Annotated in this window: 22 protein-coding genes and 4 tRNA genes; all 26 read left to right on the forward strand. The window is 57.4% G+C overall.

All coding sequences use genetic code 11. From position 1 onward, the window contains the following. The first annotated feature begins 61 nt into the window (after positions 1-61). The 26 genes from ACTQY1_RS04800 to ACTQY1_RS04925 all read left to right on the forward strand — a co-directional run bounded on the left by ACTQY1_RS04800 (position 62) and on the right by ACTQY1_RS04925 (position 19241). On the forward strand, positions 62-499 hold the full coding sequence (locus ACTQY1_RS04800; RefSeq protein WP_441373872.1) for a hypothetical protein: 438 nt from the start codon (positions 62-64) through the stop codon (positions 497-499). A gap of 404 nt (positions 500-903) precedes the next feature. Further along, a complete protein-coding gene (gene prmA / locus ACTQY1_RS04805) occupies positions 904-1845 on the forward strand; it encodes a 50S ribosomal protein L11 methyltransferase (protein ID WP_441373873.1) in 942 nt (313 codons plus the stop codon). 1 nt (position 1846) lies between these two features. Continuing rightward, on the forward strand, positions 1847-2581 hold the full coding sequence (locus tag ACTQY1_RS04810) for a 16S rRNA (uracil(1498)-N(3))-methyltransferase (RefSeq protein WP_270420676.1): 735 nt from the start codon (positions 1847-1849) through the stop codon (positions 2579-2581). Between the two features lie 12 nt (positions 2582-2593). Next, the gene (gene mtaB / locus ACTQY1_RS04815) at positions 2594-3907 is read left to right on the forward strand and encodes a tRNA (N(6)-L-threonylcarbamoyladenosine(37)-C(2))-methylthiotransferase MtaB (RefSeq protein WP_441373874.1); all 1314 of its coding nucleotides are present in this window, start codon (positions 2594-2596) and stop codon (positions 3905-3907) included. Between the two features lie 27 nt (positions 3908-3934). Then, the gene (locus ACTQY1_RS04820; RefSeq protein WP_022487445.1) at positions 3935-4270 is read left to right on the forward strand and encodes a histidine triad nucleotide-binding protein; all 336 of its coding nucleotides are present in this window, start codon (positions 3935-3937) and stop codon (positions 4268-4270) included. Positions 4271-4377: 107 nt separating this feature from the next. Continuing rightward, positions 4378-4554 (forward strand): 30S ribosomal protein S21, encoded by a 177-nt coding sequence (gene rpsU, locus ACTQY1_RS04825; protein WP_012938095.1) that lies wholly within the window; start codon positions 4378-4380, stop codon positions 4552-4554. 36 nt (positions 4555-4590) lie between these two features. Then, the gene (locus ACTQY1_RS04830; RefSeq protein WP_022487444.1) at positions 4591-5040 is read left to right on the forward strand and encodes a GatB/YqeY domain-containing protein; all 450 of its coding nucleotides are present in this window, start codon (positions 4591-4593) and stop codon (positions 5038-5040) included. 87 nt (positions 5041-5127) lie between these two features. Continuing rightward, positions 5128-6312 (forward strand): pyridoxal phosphate-dependent aminotransferase, encoded by a 1185-nt coding sequence (locus ACTQY1_RS04835; protein ID WP_288311725.1) that lies wholly within the window; start codon positions 5128-5130, stop codon positions 6310-6312. Between the two features lie 156 nt (positions 6313-6468). Continuing rightward, positions 6469-7338, forward strand: a complete 870-nt coding sequence (locus ACTQY1_RS04840; protein WP_329777531.1) for a M48 family metalloprotease — start codon at positions 6469-6471, stop codon at positions 7336-7338. Positions 7339-7947: 609 nt separating this feature from the next. Continuing rightward, entirely contained in the window at positions 7948-8427 is a 480-nt protein-coding gene (locus ACTQY1_RS04845) for a CarD family transcriptional regulator (protein WP_012938099.1), read from the forward strand. Between the two features lie 192 nt (positions 8428-8619). Continuing rightward, positions 8620-9729 (forward strand): PIN/TRAM domain-containing protein, encoded by a 1110-nt coding sequence (locus ACTQY1_RS04850; protein ID WP_154487896.1) that lies wholly within the window; start codon positions 8620-8622, stop codon positions 9727-9729. A 16-nt stretch (positions 9730-9745) separates the two neighbouring features. Continuing rightward, on the forward strand, positions 9746-10933 hold the full coding sequence (ispD, locus tag ACTQY1_RS04855) for a 2-C-methyl-D-erythritol 4-phosphate cytidylyltransferase (protein ID WP_441373875.1): 1188 nt from the start codon (positions 9746-9748) through the stop codon (positions 10931-10933). Positions 10934-10956: 23 nt separating this feature from the next. After that, positions 10957-12429 carry a glutamate--tRNA ligase gene (gltX, locus tag ACTQY1_RS04860; protein ID WP_308664094.1) on the forward strand — a complete coding sequence of 491 codons (1473 nt, stop codon included), beginning with the start codon at positions 10957-10959 and terminating at the stop codon, positions 12427-12429. Between the two features lie 15 nt (positions 12430-12444). After that, a complete protein-coding gene (gene cysS / locus ACTQY1_RS04865) occupies positions 12445-13890 on the forward strand; it encodes a cysteine--tRNA ligase (protein ID WP_279127501.1) in 1446 nt (481 codons plus the stop codon). Then, positions 13887-14366, forward strand: a complete 480-nt coding sequence (locus tag ACTQY1_RS04870) for a Mini-ribonuclease 3 (RefSeq protein WP_441373876.1) — start codon at positions 13887-13889, stop codon at positions 14364-14366. The genes cysS and ACTQY1_RS04870 overlap by 4 nt, the downstream gene beginning before the upstream one ends. Then, entirely contained in the window at positions 14366-15073 is a 708-nt protein-coding gene (gene thyX / locus ACTQY1_RS04875) for an FAD-dependent thymidylate synthase (protein ID WP_441373886.1), read from the forward strand. The genes ACTQY1_RS04870 and thyX overlap by 1 nt, the downstream gene beginning before the upstream one ends. A 6-nt stretch (positions 15074-15079) precedes the next feature. Further along, complete coding sequence (locus ACTQY1_RS04880; RefSeq protein ID WP_308664092.1) at positions 15080-15763, forward strand: hypothetical protein; 684 nt, start codon at positions 15080-15082, stop codon at positions 15761-15763. A gap of 84 nt (positions 15764-15847) precedes the next feature. Continuing rightward, positions 15848-15924: transfer RNA gene (locus ACTQY1_RS04885), tRNA-Asp, on the forward strand. Between the two features lie 2 nt (positions 15925-15926). Next, a tRNA-Phe gene (locus tag ACTQY1_RS04890) sits at positions 15927-16002 on the forward strand. 9 nt (positions 16003-16011) lie between these two features. Further along, a tRNA-Gly gene (locus tag ACTQY1_RS04895) sits at positions 16012-16086 on the forward strand. A gap of 9 nt (positions 16087-16095) precedes the next feature. Beyond that, positions 16096-16169 (forward strand) — tRNA-Cys (locus ACTQY1_RS04900). Between the two features lie 60 nt (positions 16170-16229). Further along, positions 16230-16742 (forward strand): phosphatase PAP2 family protein, encoded by a 513-nt coding sequence (locus ACTQY1_RS04905; RefSeq protein WP_441373877.1) that lies wholly within the window; start codon positions 16230-16232, stop codon positions 16740-16742. Between the two features lie 366 nt (positions 16743-17108). Further along, positions 17109-17570, forward strand: coding sequence for a ribosome maturation factor RimP (rimP, locus tag ACTQY1_RS04910; RefSeq protein ID WP_022487820.1), 462 nt, complete (start codon positions 17109-17111; stop codon positions 17568-17570). 30 nt (positions 17571-17600) lie between these two features. Then, positions 17601-18689: a transcription termination factor NusA gene (gene nusA / locus ACTQY1_RS04915; RefSeq protein ID WP_022487821.1), complete on the forward strand. Its 1089-nt coding sequence runs from the start codon at positions 17601-17603 to the stop codon at positions 18687-18689. Next, positions 18686-18958: an RNase P modulator RnpM gene (rnpM, locus tag ACTQY1_RS04920; protein ID WP_022487822.1), complete on the forward strand. Its 273-nt coding sequence runs from the start codon at positions 18686-18688 to the stop codon at positions 18956-18958. Before nusA ends, rnpM begins: the two co-directional genes overlap by 4 nt. Next, on the forward strand, positions 18945-19241 hold the full coding sequence (locus tag ACTQY1_RS04925) for a L7Ae/L30e/S12e/Gadd45 family ribosomal protein (protein WP_022487823.1): 297 nt from the start codon (positions 18945-18947) through the stop codon (positions 19239-19241). Before rnpM ends, ACTQY1_RS04925 begins: the two co-directional genes overlap by 14 nt. Positions 19242-19243: the final 2 nt, after the last annotated feature.

Consider the following 19243-nt stretch of genomic DNA (forward strand, 5'->3'; position numbering starts at 1 on the left):
TTTTTTCATGTATGGACTCTTCTCTGGAATGATAAACCAAATAAAAAACTTAATAAAGACTATGGATATACAAAATATCACGCCGGACAGACCCACCCCCATTCCGGAAGGGAAGGGGACGGTGGATGAACCTTCCATCCGGGAATTCAGAGGGGCGGAAGACCATGACAATGGCGGCCGGACCTGGTACCGGGAAAAGAAGTCCATCCCCTTCTTCAAGGTATTGGACGGCAAGGTGACCAACTACGGCACCTTCGACGTGGAAAGCATGCCGGAGAAGGTGGAAATCACTCCCAGCGGCATGCGTCTGCCGGAACCGGATCAGGAAAAGACCCAGCACCGGGAATACACCACCACCCTGACCCTGCCGGGTGGGGAAGGGACCTACCGGCTGGTGTACAACGGGGTTTCCTTCAACATCCACGCTGTGGATGCAGCGGCCTGTCAGCGGTCAATGGTCAGCGGCCGAAGGAAAAAATTTGCAGGCAAATTTTTTTGAAGGAGGACGCAGCCGGAGGCTGCTAACCCACCACCATTGCGCAAGCGCAACGGTCCCCCGCCCTTGCAAAGGGCGGATATATGCTCGGGCTGACGCCCATTGCTTTTTTACATCAGAACAGAAAATTTCTGTACGGGTTCTATGTTTCAAAACAAGGGGCCTTGTGCCCCGCGTTTTTATCCGCCCTTTGCAAGGGCGGGGGTATCCATGCGCAGCATGGGTGGTGGGTTAGCAGCCCCATGGGCTGCGTTTCCCTTCAGAGGAACCCGCTGCAGCGGGTTCCTTCCATAACGATGAATGATGAACAATACTCTGGGCCCGTGATCACTTACCCACTTACCCACTTTTTCTCCCCCTCACAATATGGTATAATAATAAGATATCTGTACAAAGGAGCGTTACATATGGAATCTTGGCTGCAAGTTAGCATAAAAGTTACCCATGAGGCTGTGGAAGCTGTGGCGGATCTGCTCCGGGAGGTGGGGGCCCGGAACGGGGTGGAAATCGAAGACCCTCTGCTGCTGAACCAGCTGCGGGAAAGTGCCACCTGGGAACTGTGCGACATCCCCCATCAGGAAAATACGGAAGTGGTCACCGTTTCCGCCTACTACCCGGAAAACGACCAGCTCCAGCAGAAACTGGACGCCATTGAACAGGGCCTCCAGGCCATCGAAGGCCGGATCGGGAAGTTCCGGTTCGGGCCCACCCTGTTCCGGCAGATCAGCGAAAAGGACTGGGCCAATACCTGGAAGCAGTATTTCCACACCACCAAAGTGGGGAAGAAGATCGTGATCAAACCGTCCTGGGAAACCTACGCCCCCCAGGGGGAGGAGAAGGTCATCGCCCTGGATCCGGGAATGGCCTTCGGCACCGGCACCCACGCCACCACCAGCATGTGCATCCAGCGGCTGGAAGAACTGGTGACTCCGGACTGTGAAGTCTTCGATGTGGGCACCGGCAGCGGCATCCTGGCCATGGCGGCGGCTCTTCTGGGGGCCAGGACCATCCACGCGGTGGACATCGACGAAAAGGCCGTGGAAGTGGCCAGGGAGAACATTGCCCAGAACGGGCTCAGCAGCCGGATCACCGTGAACCAGGGGAACCTGCTGGACGGTACCCCGGGTCAGGCGGATCTGATCATTGCCAACATCATTGCGGACATCATCATCCTGGTGCTGCCGGAAGTGGCGGTGAAGCTGCGGCAGAACGGCCGGTTCCTGGCCAGCGGCATCATCGAGGAACGGCTGCCGGATGTGGAGAAAGCGGCCAGGGAAAACGGCCTTACCTTCCTGGATGTGAAACGGAAGGCGGGCTGGTGTGCCGTGACCATGGGAAAGGAAGGCTGACGTGTACCGGTTCTTTGTACCCCGGGATTTCGGGGAAACCATGTCCATCGACGGCCAGGACGCCCACCACATCACCCATGTGCTGCGGATGAAGCTGGGGGAACAGCTCCAGATCGTAAGCCTGGACCAGGTGGCGGCGGTGATGAAGATCACCGGCTTCGGGGAAAACCGGGTGGACCTGGCTCTGGTGGAAACCCTGGAAAAAAGCCACGAACCTTCGGTGAAAGTGACCCTGATCCAGGGGCTGCCCAAACAGGACAAACTGGAATGGGTGATCCAGAAGGCCATCGAACTGGGGGTCACGGAGATCCGCCCGGCCATCATGGACCATTCGGTGGTGAAGGTGGACCCGGCCAAGGCGGCCAAAAAGCAGGAACGGTGGCAGAAAATCGCCGAAGCGGCGGCCAAGCAGAGCAAACGGGACATCATTCCCCAGGTGGCCCTGCCGGCCAGGTTTCGGGACATTGTGACCCAGTGTCCGGCGGAACTGAAGATCGTGGCCTATGAAGTGGAAGACACCCGGGGCATCCGGGAGGTGCTGGCGGCCCATAAGGAAGCAGCCTCCATCGCCTTCCTGATCGGTCCGGAAGGGGGTATCTCCAAGGACGAATTCGCCCTGACCCAGGAACTGGGCTGGCATTCGGTAAGCCTGGGGCCCCGGATCATGCGGACGGAAACGGCGGCCCTGGCCACCCTTACGGCCATTATGTACGAAACAGGGAATTTGGGAGGATAAGAAAAACACAGCATGAAAAAAATCGCTTTTTATACACTGGGATGCAAGGTAAACCAGTCGGATACCGCTTCCATGGAGAAACTGTTCCGGGATGCGGGCTATGAGATCGTGGATTTCGAGGAGCCGGCGGACATCTGCCTCATCAACACCTGCGTGGTGACCAACATGGGCCAGAGCAAGAGCCGGAAGATCATCCACCGGGCGGCCCGGCGGGATCCCAAGCCTCTGATTGTGGTCACCGGCTGCTATCCCCAGACTTCTCCTGACGAAGTGGTCCATATCGACGGGGTGGACCTGATCATCGGGAACCAGGACCGGAGCAAGGTGGTGGAACTGGTCCGGGAACGGCTGGGAGAAAGCCCGGAAGAAGCCCCCATCAACGCGGTCCACGACCTGCCGGTGGGACGGGAATTCGAAGAACTGGATGCGGCAGTGGACGCCAGCCGGAACCGGGCCTTCCTGAAGATCCAGGAAGGATGCGACCAGTACTGCGCCTACTGCATCATCCCCTACGCCCGGGGCCATCTCCGCTCCCGGTCCCTGGAAAACATCCGGGAAGAAGTGGCCAAGCTGACGGCGGAACAGTACAAGGAAATCGTCCTGATCGGCATCCATCTGGGCTGCTACGGGAAGGAAATCCCCGGGGGACCCCATCTGTCCGACGCGGTGAAGGCGGCTCTTTCTGCACAGCCCCAGGTGCCCCGGCTGCGGCTGGGGAGCCTGGAAAGCGTGGAAGTGGAAGACGCCCTGCTGGAACTGATGGCCCAAGAGCCCCGGCTGTGCGCCCATCTCCATCTGCCCCTCCAGGCAGGCTGCGACAGCACCCTGAAACGGATGCACCGGCCTTATGACACGGCCAAATTCGCCCAGCTGCTGGAGAAAATCCGGAGCCTGGTGCCTAATGTGGCCATTACCACCGACGTGATCGTGGGCTTCCCCGGCGAAACGGAAGAGGATTTCCAGGCCTCCCTGGACTTTATCCGCCAGTGCCGGTTCAGCAAGATCCATATTTTCCCCTATTCCCAGCGGAAGGGGACCCCGGCGGCGGTGATGCCGGACCAGATCTCCAACCAGGAAAAACAGGACCGGGTCCACCGGCTTGAAGAAGTGGACAAGGAAGGGAACCTGGCTTACCGGCAGGAACAGATCGGCCGGGAAAGCACCGTGCTCTGGGAGCGCCGGAACAAAAAGAACGGCCTGTGGGAAGGGCTCACTCCCGGGTATGTACGGGTGTATGCGGACAGCCCGGAAAACATGAAGGGAAAAATTTCTCCCGTTCGCCTGGAAAAGCTCTTTGAGGACGGGCTGAAGGGTGATATAATATAAGATATTCCATGAACAGGGGGTGAGACTGTGACTGACTGCGTATTCTGCAAAATCGTTTCCGGGGAGATCCCCAGCAAACGGGTTTACGAAGATGACCAGGTGATCGTAATCAACGATCTGAATCCCGGGGCGCCGGTCCATGTGCTGGTGATTCCCAAGGAACATACGGAGAATATCCTCACCGCATCCCCTGAGATCCTGGTCCATGTGAAGAAGGTACTGCCTGAGATCGTTAAGAAACTGGGCATTGCCGAAAAAGGCTTCCGGATTGTGGTGAACACCGGCGTGGAAGGGGGACAGACTGTCCCGCACCTCCATTTCCACATTCTGGGCGGCAAGGAACTGGGATGGCCTCCCTGCTGAGAAAAGGCAGATTTTCTGTTGACAGAGACTGCATTTTTACGGTATAATGGCTAGGTGTTAATGTTAAATTACACTTCCCGAAAGAGATCGTGGAGGGAGGGATATAGATGACTGAGATCAGAGTTGGCAAAACCGAATCTTTGGACAGCGCTCTGCGCCGTTTCAAACGGGCTACGCAGAAAGCGGGCGTCCTGTCCGAAGTAAGAAAACGCGAACACTATGAAAAACCCAGCGTAAGACGGAAAAAGAAGTCTGAAGCTGCTAGAAAACGCAAATCCAGATAATCTTCATTGACTTGATTTGATTTGGGGGCGTGGAAGATGTCTTTACGAGAGATTCTGCAAACCGATATGAAACAGGCCATGAAAGACCGGGAAAACGGCAAGCTTCGGCTGGCCGTTTTGCGTATGGTATGGGCTGCCATTCGGAACAAGGAAATTGACGAAAAGACAGAACTGAAGGATGACGCTGTACTGGCTGTCATCATGAAGGAAGTCAAACAGAGAGAAGATACCATCAAAGAGGTCAAGGACGCCAACCGTCCTGATGTGGTGGAGAAAAATCAGCAGGAAATCGAAGTGCTGAAGAAGTATCTGCCCCAGCAGCTGAGCGATGACGAACTGAAGGCCATTGTGGCGGAAGCCATTGAAAAGACCGGAGCCAAATCCATGAAGGATATGGGCAAGGTCATGGGCACCGTCATGGCACGGACCAAAGGCCAGGCAACCGGCCAGCGGGTGAATGCCATGGTAAAGGCTTTGTTGGGCTGAGAAGAGGAAAGGGACTGTTGCTTGCGCAACGGTCCCTTTTTTTATGCTATAATAATACCAACTCTACACAGAAACACAGGTGATCTTATGGTAAACGAGAAAATGTATGAACTGGGTTCGAAAAAATCCACCATTCGGACCATTTTTGAATACGGCCAGAAACGGGCCAAAGAAGTGGGAGCGGAGAACATCTGCGACTTCAGCCTGGGGAACCCCAATGTGCCGGCCCCTGACTACATCAAGGAAGCTGTCATCGACATCATGAACGAACTGCCGCCCCAGGCCATCCACAGCTACACCGTGGCCCCCGGGAAACCGGAAGTCCGGGAAACCCTGGCCCAGGACATCAACCGCCGGTTCGGCACTCATTTCACCGGGGCCAACCTGTTCATGGTAGGGGGCGCTGCTGCGGCCATCACCATCTGCTTCAAGGCCCTGGCGGAAGAAGGGGATGAATTCATCGCTTTTGCCCCGTTCTTCCCGGAATACCGGTGCTTTGTGGAATCCACCGGGGCCAGCCTGAAAGTGGTGCCCGCCCGGACGGAAGATTTCCAGATCGACTTCGCTGCCTTTGAAAAACTGGTGACGCCCCACACCAAAGGGGTCATTGTCAACTCTCCCAACAACCCCAGCGGTGTGGTGTATTCGGAAGAGACCATCAGGAACCTGGCAGCGGTGCTGGAAAAGAAGGAAAAGGAATACGGCCATCCCATTTTCATCATCGCCGACGAACCCTACCGGGAAATCGTCTACGGGGATATCCAGGTGCCTTACATCCCTCTGTACTACAAGAACACCCTGGTGTGCTATTCCTACAGCAAATCCTTCTCCCTGCCCGGGGAACGGATCGGCTATATTGTGGTGCCTGGTGAAGTGGCGGATTTTGCCAAAATGTTCGGAGCCATTGCCGGGGCAGCCCGGGTGGAATGCCATGTAAATGCTCCGTCTCTGTGGCAGCTGGTGGTGGCCCGGTGTGCCGGGAAACCTTCCAACATCGCTCCCTATGAACGGAACGGACAGCTGCTGTATCAGGGCCTGAAGGAAGCCGGGTTCACGGTGCAAAAGCCCCAGGGGGCCTTCTATCTGTTCCCCAAATGCCTGGAAGAGGACGATTACGCCTTCTGCGAACGGGCCAAAAAGTACGACCTGCTCCTGGTACCGGGTACGGATTTCGGCTGCCCGGGCTATTTCCGGGCCAGCTACTGCATCAGCTATGATACCATCAAAAAGTCCCTGCCTCTGTTCAAGAAGCTGGCGGAGGAATATAAATAAAATCGTTTACGTATAACGGACCGGTTTCAGGCGGGTTCCCCGGCGTGGAACCCCTACGGAGCCGATGAACGCAGTCAGGAGCCTGACGGCTTCCACGAACCCGTAGGGGCCGCACGCCGGGCGGCCCGCTTCTGTATGTGAAGAGGAGGGAGCACGGTGAGCACCCTTTTGATGATCGTTTCTTTCTTTGTGAACTACCTGCTCCTGTCTTTGTGGAGCCCGTTTTTCCTGCTCCTGGCGGCTTTCTTCCTGCCGCCGGAGACCCTCCGGACCCTGGATGCCAGCCCCGGCTGGCAGCAGTGGCTGATGACGGTACTGATCCTGGTGCCGGGGCTTTTGATGCAGCTGCCCTTTTTCCAGCGGGTGATGATCTTCACCAGCGGGTGGAAATCCGCCCAGGGCCCTTACCGGCAGGTCCTGGAACAGGCCCTGGAGCCGGTGATCCGCCGGGGCGGACTGGAAGGGGAGACTTTCCATCTGTACGTGAATCCGGAAAAATCCTTCAACGCCTGTGCCCTGGGGGACAACAATATCATCGTCAATGAGCCCATGTTCCAGTATTTCACCGTAGAGGAGCTGTCCGGGATCCTGGCCCACGAAATGGGCCACCTGCAGAAGGGACACACCTGGAAACTGCTGCTGCTCTGGGGCATGTCCACGGCCAACCGGGCCTGTTTCCGGATTTACAGCCTGTTCCTGGCTCTTTTGACGGTGCTCCAGTTCATCCCTGTGCTGGGGTTCATCCTGGTGTTCTTCTGCATCGTGATGAACTTCATCCTCCGGCTGGGGAACTGGCTGCTGGGGTGGCCTCTCACCCTGTTCAACCGGTACTGTTCCCGGCAGGATGAATATGCCGCCGACGCCTACGCCTGTCAGCTGGGCCTGGGGCCGGAACTGTACAGCGGCCTGGCCAAGCTGGACACCATGTACCACAATCCCCAACTGGGATTCTTTGGCAGGATGCTCTCTGATCACCCGGCTACCGATGACCGGCTGGAGCGGATCCGGGAGGAGAGCGGGATGTGAGAGGCAGAAGGGGAAATTTTGCAGGCAAATTTTTTTGAAGGAAAACACAGCCTTCGGCTGCTAACCCACCACCAGCCGGGCGGCTGGTCCCCCGCCCTTGAAAAGGGCGGATATATGATTGAGCGCCGGGCTGACGCGCTGGTGCTGTGGTGCCTGCTGAACACTGAAGCAGGCACGCTATATGATTGTACGCCGGGCTGACGCGCTGGTGCTGTGGTGTCTGCTGCACACCGAAGCAGTCACGATATATTATTGAGCGCCGGGCTGATGCGCTGGTGCATAAGCAATCGGCCGAAGCTCCGGGCGGCTATCCGCCCTTTGCAAGGGCGGGGGTATCCATGCGCAGCATGGGTGGTGGGTTAGCAGCGTCAGCTGCGTCCTCCTTCATGGCCAGATGGGGCGCATCTGGCTTCCTTCGGCCATTGACAATTGACAATTGACCATTGACAGCAGGTACCATGAAAACGGCACCTGCTTTTTCACAAAAAACCGTTGACATCACCATAAGATAAGTGTTATAATCTAAAAATTTGACTTCTTGCAACATCCGTGCTACAATAAATACAGTTGTTGGTATTGTATCTACTCTGTACGTAAGGAGGTAGCAGAATGTTTACAGTGGGCGATAAAGTGCTGTACCCCATGCATGGGGCGGCTGTGATAAAGAATGTGGAGCAGAAACAGATTGACGGTCATCCGGTCAACTATTTTGTGCTGAAGATGCTGCTCAGCGATATGAAGGTGCTGATCCCGGAAGTCAATGTGGATAAAATCGGGCTCCGTCCCATTGTGAACAAGGCCATCCTTCCCAAGGTGGAAGACGTGCTGAAGGCCCGGCCGGAAAACAAGATGAAGCGGATCACCTGGAACCGCCGGTACAATATGTACGTGGATAAAATGAAGACCGGGGACATCTTCGAAGTGGCGGACGTGGTCCGGACCCTGGCAGTACAGGAAACGGAAAAGAAGCTGTCTGCCGGGGAACGCAGGCTCCTGACCACCGCCAAGCAGATCCTCCTCAGTGAGTTCATGCTGGTGGAAAGCGTGGATGAAGAAAAAAGTGAAAAATGGCTGGATCAGTTTGTGTGATTTTCTGGCTTGGAAATTTGCCTGCAAATTTCATCATGAGGCCATTGACCATTGACCATTGACGGGAGGTGTGAAATAATTTTTCACACCTCCTTTTTTTACACTTTATTCCAATTTCTGTTGCAATCTCTTTTCTTTATTTTCGTATTATTGTACAATAAACTTTGAAATGTTGCGCAAGGAGGTGAAACTATGGTTGAGAAAATCATCAAATTTGTCGTTATCCTGGTCTTTGCTGCCCTGGGGGTTTTCCTGATGGAAATCGCCACGCCTCTTCTCAGTGAATTCGTTTCTTCGGATTACCTGAAACTGGGGTTTCTGGGGGTGACGCCTCTGAACCTGATTCTGGGGGTGGTCGGGGCCCTGATCTTTGGGTACATCGGCAAGGCTGCCGCCACGCCCCTGATCCATTCCACCCTCCATTATTCGGAGATCCTGGCATCCTATCTGGCGGATCTGCCCACCGGGGACATTTTTGTCCTGTCCATCGGGGTGATCACCGGACTGGTGGTAGCCACCCTTTTGGGGACGGCCTTTTCCCGTCTGCCCATTGTGGGGCCGTACATCTCCCTGATCTTCAGCATCATGGGGGCCATCATCGGGGCCAAGGTGGCGTTGAACAAACGTGAGGATATCCTTTTATTCTTTAACCGAGTCTGGTTTGCCCGGAACAAGGACAATGCCCGGAAAGCCAGTGCCCGTAATGCTTCCCGCACTTATAAACTGTTGGATACCAGCGTTCTGATCGACGGCCGCATTCTGGATGTGATCCGGCTGGGGTTCCTGGAAGGGATCATCGTGATCCCCAAATTCGTCCTGGAAGAGCTCCAGAAGATCGCCGATTCCGGGGATACCCTGAAACGGAACCGGGGCCGGAGAGGGCTGGACATTGTCCGGGCCATCCAGGGGGACAAAAACGCGGTGGTGGAAATCGCCGACAAGGATTATGACGACATTACGGAAGTGGATACCAAGCTGGTCCGTCTGGCCAAAGAACGGGGCGGCATGGTGGCCACCAACGACTTCAACCTGAGCAAGGTGGCGGAGATCCAGGGGGTCCGGGTGCTGAACATCAACGACCTGGCCAATGCCCTGAAGCAGTCCGTACTGCCGGGAGAAGAGCTCCAGATCTATCTGGCCAAGGAAGGCAAGGAACCGGGCCAGGCCATCGGGTACCTGGACGACGGTACCATGGTGGTGGTGGAAGGGGGCAAGCGCTGCGTGAACTTCACCGTGCCGGTGACGGTCACCTCCGTGCTCCAGACTTCTGCCGGACGGATGATCTTTGCCAAACTGAAATAAGATAAGGAATGATGGGATGGAAAAGGAATTGGTTTGCATCATTGCCGCCGCAGGTATGGGAAAACGGCTGGGTTTGGGGTATAATAAAAATTACGCCTCTGTCCGGGGGATCCCCATCCTGGTCCGGAACCTGCATCAGCTGAGCCAGGTGCCCGGCCTGACCCTGGCCCTGGTCACTGTGGCCAAAGGGGAAGAAACGGGAGCCCGGCAGCTGCTCCAGGAGTGGCAGGACCGGCAGTTCCCCGGCCTTGCCTGGCAGGTGGTCACCGGCGGGAAAGAGCGGCAGGATTCCGTGGCCCATGCCCTGGCGGCTCTGCCTGAGGATGCCTCCTGGGTGGCGGTCCACGACGGGGCCCGTCCTTTTGCCGGGCCGGAACTGTTCCAGCGGGTGTGGGACAAAGCCCGGGAAACCGGGGCGGCCATTGCTGCAGTGCCCTGCAAGGATACCATCAAAGTGGATGACTGCGCCGGTTCTGTGGACCACACCCTGGACCGGAGCCGTCTCTGGGCGGTCCAGACTCCTCAGATCTTCCGGCCGGAGCTGCTCCGGGAAGGATTTGCCCTGGCCCGGGAACGCCGGCTGGATGTGACCGACGATGCCAGCCTGGTGGAGGCCCTGGGCGGTCAGGTGGCCCTCGTCATGGGGGACTATGACAACCGGAAGATCACTACGCCGGAAGACCTGGCCTGGGCTCAGGATCTGGCAGAACGCAGGGAGGGAAAGCCTATGGAATTCCGGATCGGATCCGGGTATGACGTGCACCGGCTGGTGGAAGGCCGGCCTCTGATCCTCTGCGGGGTCACTGTGCCCTGGGACAAAGGACTGGACGGCCATTCTGACGCGGATGTGGCTCTCCATGCCCTGATGGACGCCCTGCTGGGGGCGGCGGGCCTGGGAGACATCGGCCGGCTGTTCCCGGATACGGACGACGCCTATCTGGGAGCGGATAGCCGGAAACTGCTGGCGGCGGTGCTGGAGAAGCTCCGGGCAGCCGGCTGGCAGGTGAACAACGTGGATGTGACCATCATCGCCCAGCGTCCCAAGCTGGCTCCCTATGAGCCGGCCATGCTGGAGAATCTCATCGCGGACCTGGGGCTGCCCCGGGACGCGGTGAACGTAAAGGCCACCACCACGGAAAAACTGGGCTTCACCGGCCGGGGAGAAGGCATTGCTGCCGAAGCCGTGGCCAGTCTCACAAGATAAAAAACCTTTGGGAGGAAGATACAATGGAAAAGAAACTGAAAGTACGTTTTGCACCCAGCCCTACCGGGCCGTTCCACATCGGGGGCGCCCGGTCTGCGCTGTTCAACTGGCTGCTGGCCCGGAAGGAAAACGGGGTCATGCTGCTGCGGATCGAAGACACCGACCAGGACCGGTCCAAACCGGAATGGGAAGCCAACATCAAAGCGGCCCTGAAATGGCTGGGCATCGACTGGGATGAAGGGGTGGATGTGGGAGGCCCCAACGGCCCCTACCGGCAGATGGAACGGCTGGACATCTACAAGAAATACACCGACAAGCTGCTGGCAGAAGGCAAGGCCTATTACTGCTACTGCACTCCGGAAGAACTGGAAGCGGAACGGGAAGCCCTGACCGCCCAGGGGAAGACGCCCCGGTACATGGGGAAATGCCGGAACCTGACTCCGGAGCAGCGGGCCGCCTACGAAGCGGAAGGCCGGAAACCCACCATCCGGTTCCGGGTGCCGGAAGACCAGGATATTGTGGTCCACGATGAAGTCCGTGGGGACGTGCATTTCGATTCCAACGGCATCGGGGACTTTGTCATCGTAAAAAGCGACGGGATCCCCACCTACAACTACGCCGTGGTCATCGACGATGCCCTGATGGGGGTCAACTGTGTGATCCGGGCGGAAGAACATCTGTCCAACACGCCCCGGCAGCTGCTGCTGTACGATGCCCTGGGATTCGAAAAACCCACCTTCGGCCATATTTCCCTGATCCTGGGACCGGACCACAAGAAAATGAGCAAACGGCACGGGGCCACTTCCGTGGACCAGTACCGGCAGATGGGCTACCTGCCTGACGCCATTGTGAACTTCCTGGCTCTCCTGGGCTGGGCTCCCAATTCCGACCAGGAAATCTTCTCCCGGGAAGAACTGATCCAGCAGTTCTCTCTGGACCATGTGGCCAAGAACCCGGCGGTATTCGACATCAAGAAACTGAACTGGCTGAACGCCCACTATATGCGCCAGCTGTCCGACGAAGACTATGTGGCTTTTGCCGTACCCTTCATGAAGGAAGCCGGGTACATGACCGGGGAAGAAACCGGGGACAAGCTGGAATGGCTGAAGAAGGTCATCCTCACCGCCCGGGACCAGGCGGAATTCGGGAAGGAAATCCCGGAAAAAGTGGCCCTGTACTTCACTGACGAATTCGACTTCGAAACTCCGGAAGCGGAAGCCGTGCTGAAGGAAGAAACGGTGCCCCAGGTAATGGGCCTGTTCCTGGACAAACTGGCGGCTGCAGAAAATCTGGACCATGCCAGCACCAAGGCCCTGTTCAAAGCCGTCCAGAAGGAAACCAAACTGGGGGGCAAGAAAGTGTTCATGCCTGTGCGGGTGGCCCTCACCGGGAACCAGCACGGACCGGAACTGGCGGAAATGATTCCCCTCCTGGGCAAAGACCGTGCGGCCGCCCGGATCCGGGGCAGCCTGGCCAAAGCCGGCGTGAACCTGTAAGGAAAGGAGCTTTCTATGAGCATCCGTGTATATAATGACATGACCCGGCAGAAAGAGGAGTTCGTGCCTCTCCATCCCGGGAAGGTGGGGATCTATGTGTGCGGGGTCACTCCCTACAACCATCCCCATATCGGCAACGCCCGGCCCTTTGTGGTGTGGGATACCATCCGCCGGTTTTTGGACCATGAAGGGTACGATGTGACCTATGTCCAGAACTTCACCGACGTGGACGACAAGATCATCCGGGCCGCCAATGAAGAAGGGGTCACCTGGGACGTGATCGCCAACCGGTACATCAAAGCCTATTTCGAAGTGATGGACAAGCTCCATGTGAAGCGGGCCCATATCTATCCCCGGGTTTCCGAACACATCCCTGACATCATCCACACGGTCCAGCAGCTGATCGACCATGGCTACGGCTATGTGGTGGACGGGGACGTGTACTACCGGGTGGAAAAGTTCGCCCATTACGGGGAACTGTCCGGCCGGAAGCTGGATGACATGATGGCCGGCGCCCGGGTGGACGTGGACGAACGGAAAGAGAACCCCATGGATTTCGCCCTGTGGAAATCCGCCAAACCGGGAGAACCCTCCTGGGACAGCCCCTGGGGCAAAGGCCGGCCGGGCTGGCACATTGAATGCTCCACCATGAGCACCAAGTACCTGGGCAACACCCTGGACTTCCATGGGGGCGGCAGCGACCTGATCTTCCCTCACCATGAAAATGAAATTGCCCAGAGCGAAGGAGCCACCGGGGTCCATCCCTTTGTCCGGTACTGGGTCCACAACGGATTCATCACCATCAACGAAGAAAAGATGTCCAAATCCCTGGGCAACTTCAAGACCGTGTATGATCTGCTGAAAGAATACGAACCGGAAACCATCCGGTATTTCATCCTGAACACCCACTACCGGAGCCCTCTGGACTTCAGCCAGGAACGGCTGGCGGAAGCGGGACGGAGCCTGGAACGGCTGCGCACGGCCCAGAACAACCTGCGGGAGATCCAGCAGGTGATCACCGTGGGACCGGATGCGGAAAGCCTGGCTCTCCGGGACAAAGTGGCGGAACTGCGCCAGGGGTTCTTCGACGCCATGAGCGACGATTTCAACACTTCTCTGGCCATCAGCTATCTGTTCGCCCTGGCCAAGGAAATCAACGTGTACCACAACGCCATCCTCAGCGGCGCCAGGAAGCCTGACGGCAAACTGGTGGAACAGATGGACAAGGCCTGGAAGGAAATGACCGGGGTCATCGGGATCCTGGAAAGTGAACCGGCCGCCAACAGCGAAGGGGGCGCGGTGAGCAACGAGGAAGCGGAAATCGCCGCCAAGATCGAAGAACGGCAGGCTGCCCGGAAAGCCCGGGATTTTGCCAAAGCCGATGCCATCCGTGACGAACTGGCCGCCAAGGGGATCATCCTGGAAGACACGCCCCAGGGCGTACGGTGGAAGAGAAAGTGAGATACGAACAGTATCAGCGGCTCCTGGACCATGTGCTGCATACCTGCGGCACCCCGCAGACCCTGCCGGAACCCCGGCTGATCCACCCGGTGGAACTGGCTTATATCGGGGATGCGGTGTTTTCCCTGTATGTGCGGATGCGGCTTTTGCCTGTAAGCAGCCATGTGCAGGTGCTCCACGACCTGGCCAGCCGGATGGTATCCGCGGTGATGCAGGCCAAAGCCATGGATGATATGGAAGAAGCCGGGATCCTGACGGAAGAGGAAGCCCAGATCGCCCGGCGGGGCCGGAACACCAAAAGCACGGTGCCCAAAAGTGCCAGTGTCCGGGAATACCGCCAGGGCACGGCTTTCGAGGCCCTGATGGGCTACCTGTACCTGACGGACCGGAAGGACCGGCTCCAGGAACTGATGGACCGGTCCTTTGAGCTGATCCGTCAGGCCATGGAGGACGAAAGGAAACAGAAAAAGAAATGATGCATGTAAAACTGCTCCGCTATACCCCCGAACCGGACCGGACCGTGGCCATGAGCGCCCGGCTCTGCTATTCTCCCATCGGGGCAGCGGAACTGGAAACCAAGATGACCGACCAGGAAGTGGCCAGCCTGGTGCGCCGGCTGGGCCAGATGGGGCACACCTCCACCTTTGAGCATGTAAGCTTCACCTTTGCCATCGAAGGGGTGTCCCGGGTGCTGACCCATCAGCTGGTGCGCCACCGGATCGCTTCCTACAGCCAGCAGAGCCAGCGGTATGTGAAGGAACACGATTTCGAGACCATCCTGCCGCCTACCCTGGCAGCCCGGCCGGAATGCAAGAAGGAATTTGAGGACCTGTGCAGCCGGATCCAGGAGCTGTACAACAAATGGACGGAGGCAGGGGTGCCTGCGGAAGATGCCCGGTACATCCTGCCCAACGCGGCGGAAACCAAGATCGTGGTCACCATGAACGCCCGGAGCCTGCTCCATTTCTTCCAGCTCCGGTGCTGCGCCAGGGCCCAGTGGGAGATCCGGGCCCTGGCCTGGGAAATGCTCCGGCAGGTGAAGGAAGTGGCTCCCATCCTCTTTGAGAAGGCCGGCCCCACCTGCGACAGCGACCGGATCTGCCACGAAGGGAAAATGAGCTGCGGCCGGCTGGAAAAACTCCTGGCCCAGGACGCCGCCAAAGCTGCTGAAAAGAAGGCGTAACCGGCCATGGGGTACAAACCGATTGAAGAGATCCAGCAGGAGACCCGTCAGTGGGATTTCATCAAAGGGCTGCCGGACCAGGTGGGAAAGTTCACCAAGAAACTGGTGGACACCATCGACGGCCAGGTGCTCACCATCTGCCGGTATGAAGCTCCGGAACTCCGGGCCAAGCTGGATATCATCTACACTTCCGAGACCTTCGACTATATCGTGGTCCACACCATGGGGATGAATTCCTACCGGGACATCCGGTTCATCTACAAGGACAAGGATGTGTTCGCCAAAAACGTCCAGGCCTACCTGCCCGGGATCCTCCACAGCATGGAAGAACCCACCAGCGTGAACCTGGGAGAGCAGGTGGCGGAACACGGGATCCTGACCTGGGACTACGGGAACCATCTGCCGAAAAAGATCGGCCCCTTTGAACTGTACATCAAACCCGCCAACGCCATCGAGCACATCAACGGGTCCATCATCATGATCGACTATTCCAACTTCGACCGGATGGACCAGCTGATCATCATGTACAACCGGCTGCGGGACCAGTTCTTCGGGGAAGTGAAGATCAACTCCGTATTCCACGCCTCCATGGATTTCGACAGCAAAAATCTCAAGGAGCTGGAAGGCAAACTGAAAGAACACCTGGAAGAAACCCTGAAAAAGGTGGACCAGGCAGATCATACCATTTGACCGGAGAAGGAGAAAAAAGTCCTTGACTTTTTTCTCCTTCTCTCGTATACTATACAAGTCGGCGCTTGAAGAAGACGCCGCAACGGCCCAGTAGTTCAGTTGGTTAGAATGCCGCCCTGTCACGGCGGAGATCGTCGGTTCGAGTCCGTCCTGGGTCGCCAATGCCTCGGTAGCTCAGTTGGTAGAGCAAAGGACTGAAAATCCTTGTGTCCGCAGTTCGATTCTGCGCTGAGGCACCATTTCTTCAAGCGGAAGTAGCTCAGTGGTAGAGCATCACCTTGCCAAGGTGGGGGTCGCGAGTTCGAATCTCGTTTTCCGCTCCAATTTTTTATGGCGACGTAGCCAAGCGGTAAGGCAGAGGTCTGCAAAACCTTTATCCCCAGTTCGATTCTGGGCGTCGCCTCCAAATGAAGTAAAAGGAGCTGTTGCATGCGCAACAGCTCCTTTTTTACAGAAAGGAATCCCCATGCACTTCGAACGCCATTATGACCGTACCTATGCCCGGCTGACCCGGCCTTTCCGGGGCCGGCCCTGGGCTGTCCGGGGGCTTTTTCTTCTGAACGGGGCTCTGGTGGTGCTGATGTACATCGCCTATCCTCTGCTCCTGTGGCAGCTCTATACCCAGGGGGGAATGGCCAGCCCCGGCCTCCGGAAGGCCTTCTGGATCCCGGCCATTTCTTTCCTGCTCCTTACCCTGGTCCGCAGCAGGATCAACCGGCCCCGGCCCTATGAGGCCTGGCCCATTACCCCCCTGATCCCTCGGAACAAACAGGGGGAATCCTTCCCCAGCCGCCATGTGTTTTCCTCCACCATCATCGCCATGACGTATCTGTACTTTCACCCGCCGGTGGGGGCAGCTTTCCTCCTGGTGAGCCTTATCAGTGCCCTGGTGCGGGTGTTGGCCGGAGTGCACTATCCCACTGATGTGGGGGCGGGGATGGTGGTGGGGGTTATAGCTGGATTGGCTTTGTGGGGCTGACGCATAACCCCTGGGCGCCATAGCGGGCCATCTGCTTTGTCAGGCGGAATTTGGAAGCCGGGCATGTACCACTTTGTACTATGCCCAACTTCCAAATTCCGCCTTTCGCGCATCTGACCCACTCTGACGCCCAGGGAAAAGGTCGAAAGGTGGGGTGTTTTCGCGCATCTGGGGCCTTCTTGTGTGCAGGGAAGGGGGTTGCCCGGAGGGCCGCCGACCGTTGACACATACCCGGTTTCATCGGGCTTGTTGCCATTTTCCCCGTGGGGTGCTATAATAAATAAGAAAACTGAGGCAGACCTTAGAGAGTGGGTATTTGATACCCGCTCTTTCGTTTACTAGGAAGAAAAAAGCAGAGGTGCCTGAATGGACAAAAAGAAAATCACCGAACGGGTTACGGAACTGGTCTCTCCTATTGTGGAGGCGGCCGGTCTGGAACTGGTGGATGTGGAGTACGTGCGGGAACGGGACTGGTTCCTGCGGGTCTTCATCGACAAAGAGGGCGGCATCGACATCGATGACTGCTCGGCGGTCAGCAATGCTCTGGCCAAGAAGCTGGACGAGGAGGACTTCATCAAGGAGAAGTACTACCTGGAAGTCTCTTCTCCGGGGATCGACCGGCCCCTGAAAAAGGACAAGGACCTGGAAGCCCACTATGGCAAGAAAGTGGACCTGGCCTTCTTTGCTCCTTATGAAGGGAAGAAGCAGCTGACGGCGGTGCTGAAAAGCCACGACGCCGAAAAGCTGGTGCTGGAAGACGCCAAAAAGAAAGAACTGGCCATCGACCGGAAGCTGATCGCTTCGGTCCGGCCCCATATCGATTTTTAAAGGATACAACTGTTAAGGAGGAATTTTGAAGTGAATGCGGATTTCGTGAAAGCCATTGCGCTCCTGGCCAAGGAGAAAAGCATTTCTCCCGACGTACTGTACAGTGCAGTGGAGGAAGCCCTGATTACCGCTTACAAGAAAAACTACGGTTCTGCCCAGAATGTACGGGTTTCCATGCATAAAGAAACCGGGGAGATCCATGTCTATGCCCGGAAGAACATTGTGGAGGAAGTCACGGATCCCACTACGGAAATCAGCCTGGAAGACGCCCAGAAGCTGAATCCCCACTACCAGGCCGGGGATATCCTGGAAACGGAAGTGACCCCCAAGAACTTCGGCCGGATCGCCGCCCAGAACGCCAAGCAGGTGATCGTCCAGCGGATCCGGGAAGCGGAACGGGGGATGGTGTACGAACGGTATTCTGACCGGGAAAACGACATTGTCACCGGTACCGTCCAGCGGATCGAAGGCCACAATGTGTTCATCGACCTGGGCACGGCGGAAGGCCTGCTGCTGCCCAACGAACAGATCCCTCATGAAACCTACGACTACCATCAGCGGCTGAAATGCTATGTGGTGGAAGTGAAGAAGACCACCAAGGGTCCCCAGATCATCCTGTCCCGGACCCATCCCGGCCTCCTGAAGCGGCTGTTCGAACTGGAAGTGTCCGAAATCCAGGATGGCACCGTGGTCATCGACAGTGTGGCCCGGGAACCGGGGATGCGCAGCAAGATCGCCGTCCACAGCACCAATCCCAGCGTGGATCCGGTAGGGGCCTGTGTGGGACCCAAGGGCATGCGGGTACGGGCCATTGTGGACGAACTCCGGGGAGAAAAAATCGACATTGTGAAATACAGTGAAGATCCGGAAGAATATGTGGCCAACGCCCTGTCCCCCTCCAAGGTGGTTTCCGCCCGGGCGGACAAGGATGAAAAGATCTGCCGGGTGGTGGTCCCTGACTACCAGCTGTCCCTGGCCATCGGCAAGGAAGGGCAGAACGCCCGTCTGGCCGCCAAACTCACCGGCTGGAAGATCGACATCAAGAGCGAATCCCAGGCGGCTGGTGCAGAAGCTGCCCAGGCTCAGGAAGCCCCTGAGGAAAGTGGTGAGGACGCATGAAAGTAAAGAAGATTCCCCAGCGGACCTGCATCGGCTGCGGGGAAATCCACAATAAGAAGGAAATGGTCCGGATCGTCCGGTCTCCGGAAGGAGCCGTGAGCCTGGACCGTTCCGGGAAGAAACCGGGCCGGGGTGCCTATGTGTGCCCCCAGGCTTCCTGCATCGAAAAGGCCTTCCAGAGCAAAGCCCTGGAAAGAGCCCTGCAGGTGAAGGTTTCTCCGGAAACGAAGGAAGCATTGCTGGCGGAGCTCACCCATGAAAACGGATGAACAGCTCTGCTTTGCCCTGAGTCTGGCGCAGAAGGCCGGGAAGCTGGCATCCGGCGATCAGGGCGTATGGGACACGCTGAAAAAAGGCCGTGCCCGTTACGTGCTGATTGCCGCTGATGCCTCGCCCCGTACGGTGGAGAAGATCCAGCGCTGGTGCGATGCCGGGAAGATCCCTTACGGGAAGATCCTGGACCGTGCCCGGCTGGGTGCCGCCATCGGAAAAGCGCCCCGGGCGGCTGTGGTCCTGATGGATGACAACTTCCGGAAGATGATGGGCTTTTGACT

This window comes from Acidaminococcus sp. HCP3S3_G9_1, assembly GCF_052122455.1.
Lineage (GTDB): Bacteria > Bacillota > Negativicutes > Acidaminococcales > Acidaminococcaceae > Acidaminococcus.

Coding starts and splice junctions, on each gene's coding strand:
- ACTQY1_RS04800 (WP_441373872.1), top strand. CDS start 62: ATGGATATACAAAATATCACGCCGGACAGACCCACCCCCATTCCGGAA.
- prmA (WP_441373873.1), top strand. CDS start 904: ATGGAATCTTGGCTGCAAGTTAGCATAAAAGTTACCCATGAGGCTGTG.
- mtaB (WP_441373874.1), top strand. CDS start 2,594: ATGAAAAAAATCGCTTTTTATACACTGGGATGCAAGGTAAACCAGTCG.
- rpsU (WP_012938095.1), top strand. CDS start 4,378: ATGACTGAGATCAGAGTTGGCAAAACCGAATCTTTGGACAGCGCTCTG.
- ACTQY1_RS04830 (WP_022487444.1), top strand. CDS start 4,591: ATGTCTTTACGAGAGATTCTGCAAACCGATATGAAACAGGCCATGAAA.
- ACTQY1_RS04835 (WP_288311725.1), top strand. CDS start 5,128: ATGGTAAACGAGAAAATGTATGAACTGGGTTCGAAAAAATCCACCATT.
- ACTQY1_RS04845 (WP_012938099.1), top strand. CDS start 7,948: ATGTTTACAGTGGGCGATAAAGTGCTGTACCCCATGCATGGGGCGGCT.
- ACTQY1_RS04850 (WP_154487896.1), top strand. CDS start 8,620: ATGGTTGAGAAAATCATCAAATTTGTCGTTATCCTGGTCTTTGCTGCC.
- ispD (WP_441373875.1), top strand. CDS start 9,746: ATGGAAAAGGAATTGGTTTGCATCATTGCCGCCGCAGGTATGGGAAAA.
- gltX (WP_308664094.1), top strand. CDS start 10,957: ATGGAAAAGAAACTGAAAGTACGTTTTGCACCCAGCCCTACCGGGCCG.
- cysS (WP_279127501.1), top strand. CDS start 12,445: ATGAGCATCCGTGTATATAATGACATGACCCGGCAGAAAGAGGAGTTC.
- thyX (WP_441373886.1), top strand. CDS start 14,366: ATGCATGTAAAACTGCTCCGCTATACCCCCGAACCGGACCGGACCGTG.
- ACTQY1_RS04880 (WP_308664092.1), top strand. CDS start 15,080: ATGGGGTACAAACCGATTGAAGAGATCCAGCAGGAGACCCGTCAGTGG.
- ACTQY1_RS04905 (WP_441373877.1), top strand. CDS start 16,230: ATGCACTTCGAACGCCATTATGACCGTACCTATGCCCGGCTGACCCGG.
- rimP (WP_022487820.1), top strand. CDS start 17,109: ATGGACAAAAAGAAAATCACCGAACGGGTTACGGAACTGGTCTCTCCT.
- rnpM (WP_022487822.1), top strand. CDS start 18,686: ATGAAAGTAAAGAAGATTCCCCAGCGGACCTGCATCGGCTGCGGGGAA.
- ACTQY1_RS04925 (WP_022487823.1), top strand. CDS start 18,945: ATGAAAACGGATGAACAGCTCTGCTTTGCCCTGAGTCTGGCGCAGAAG.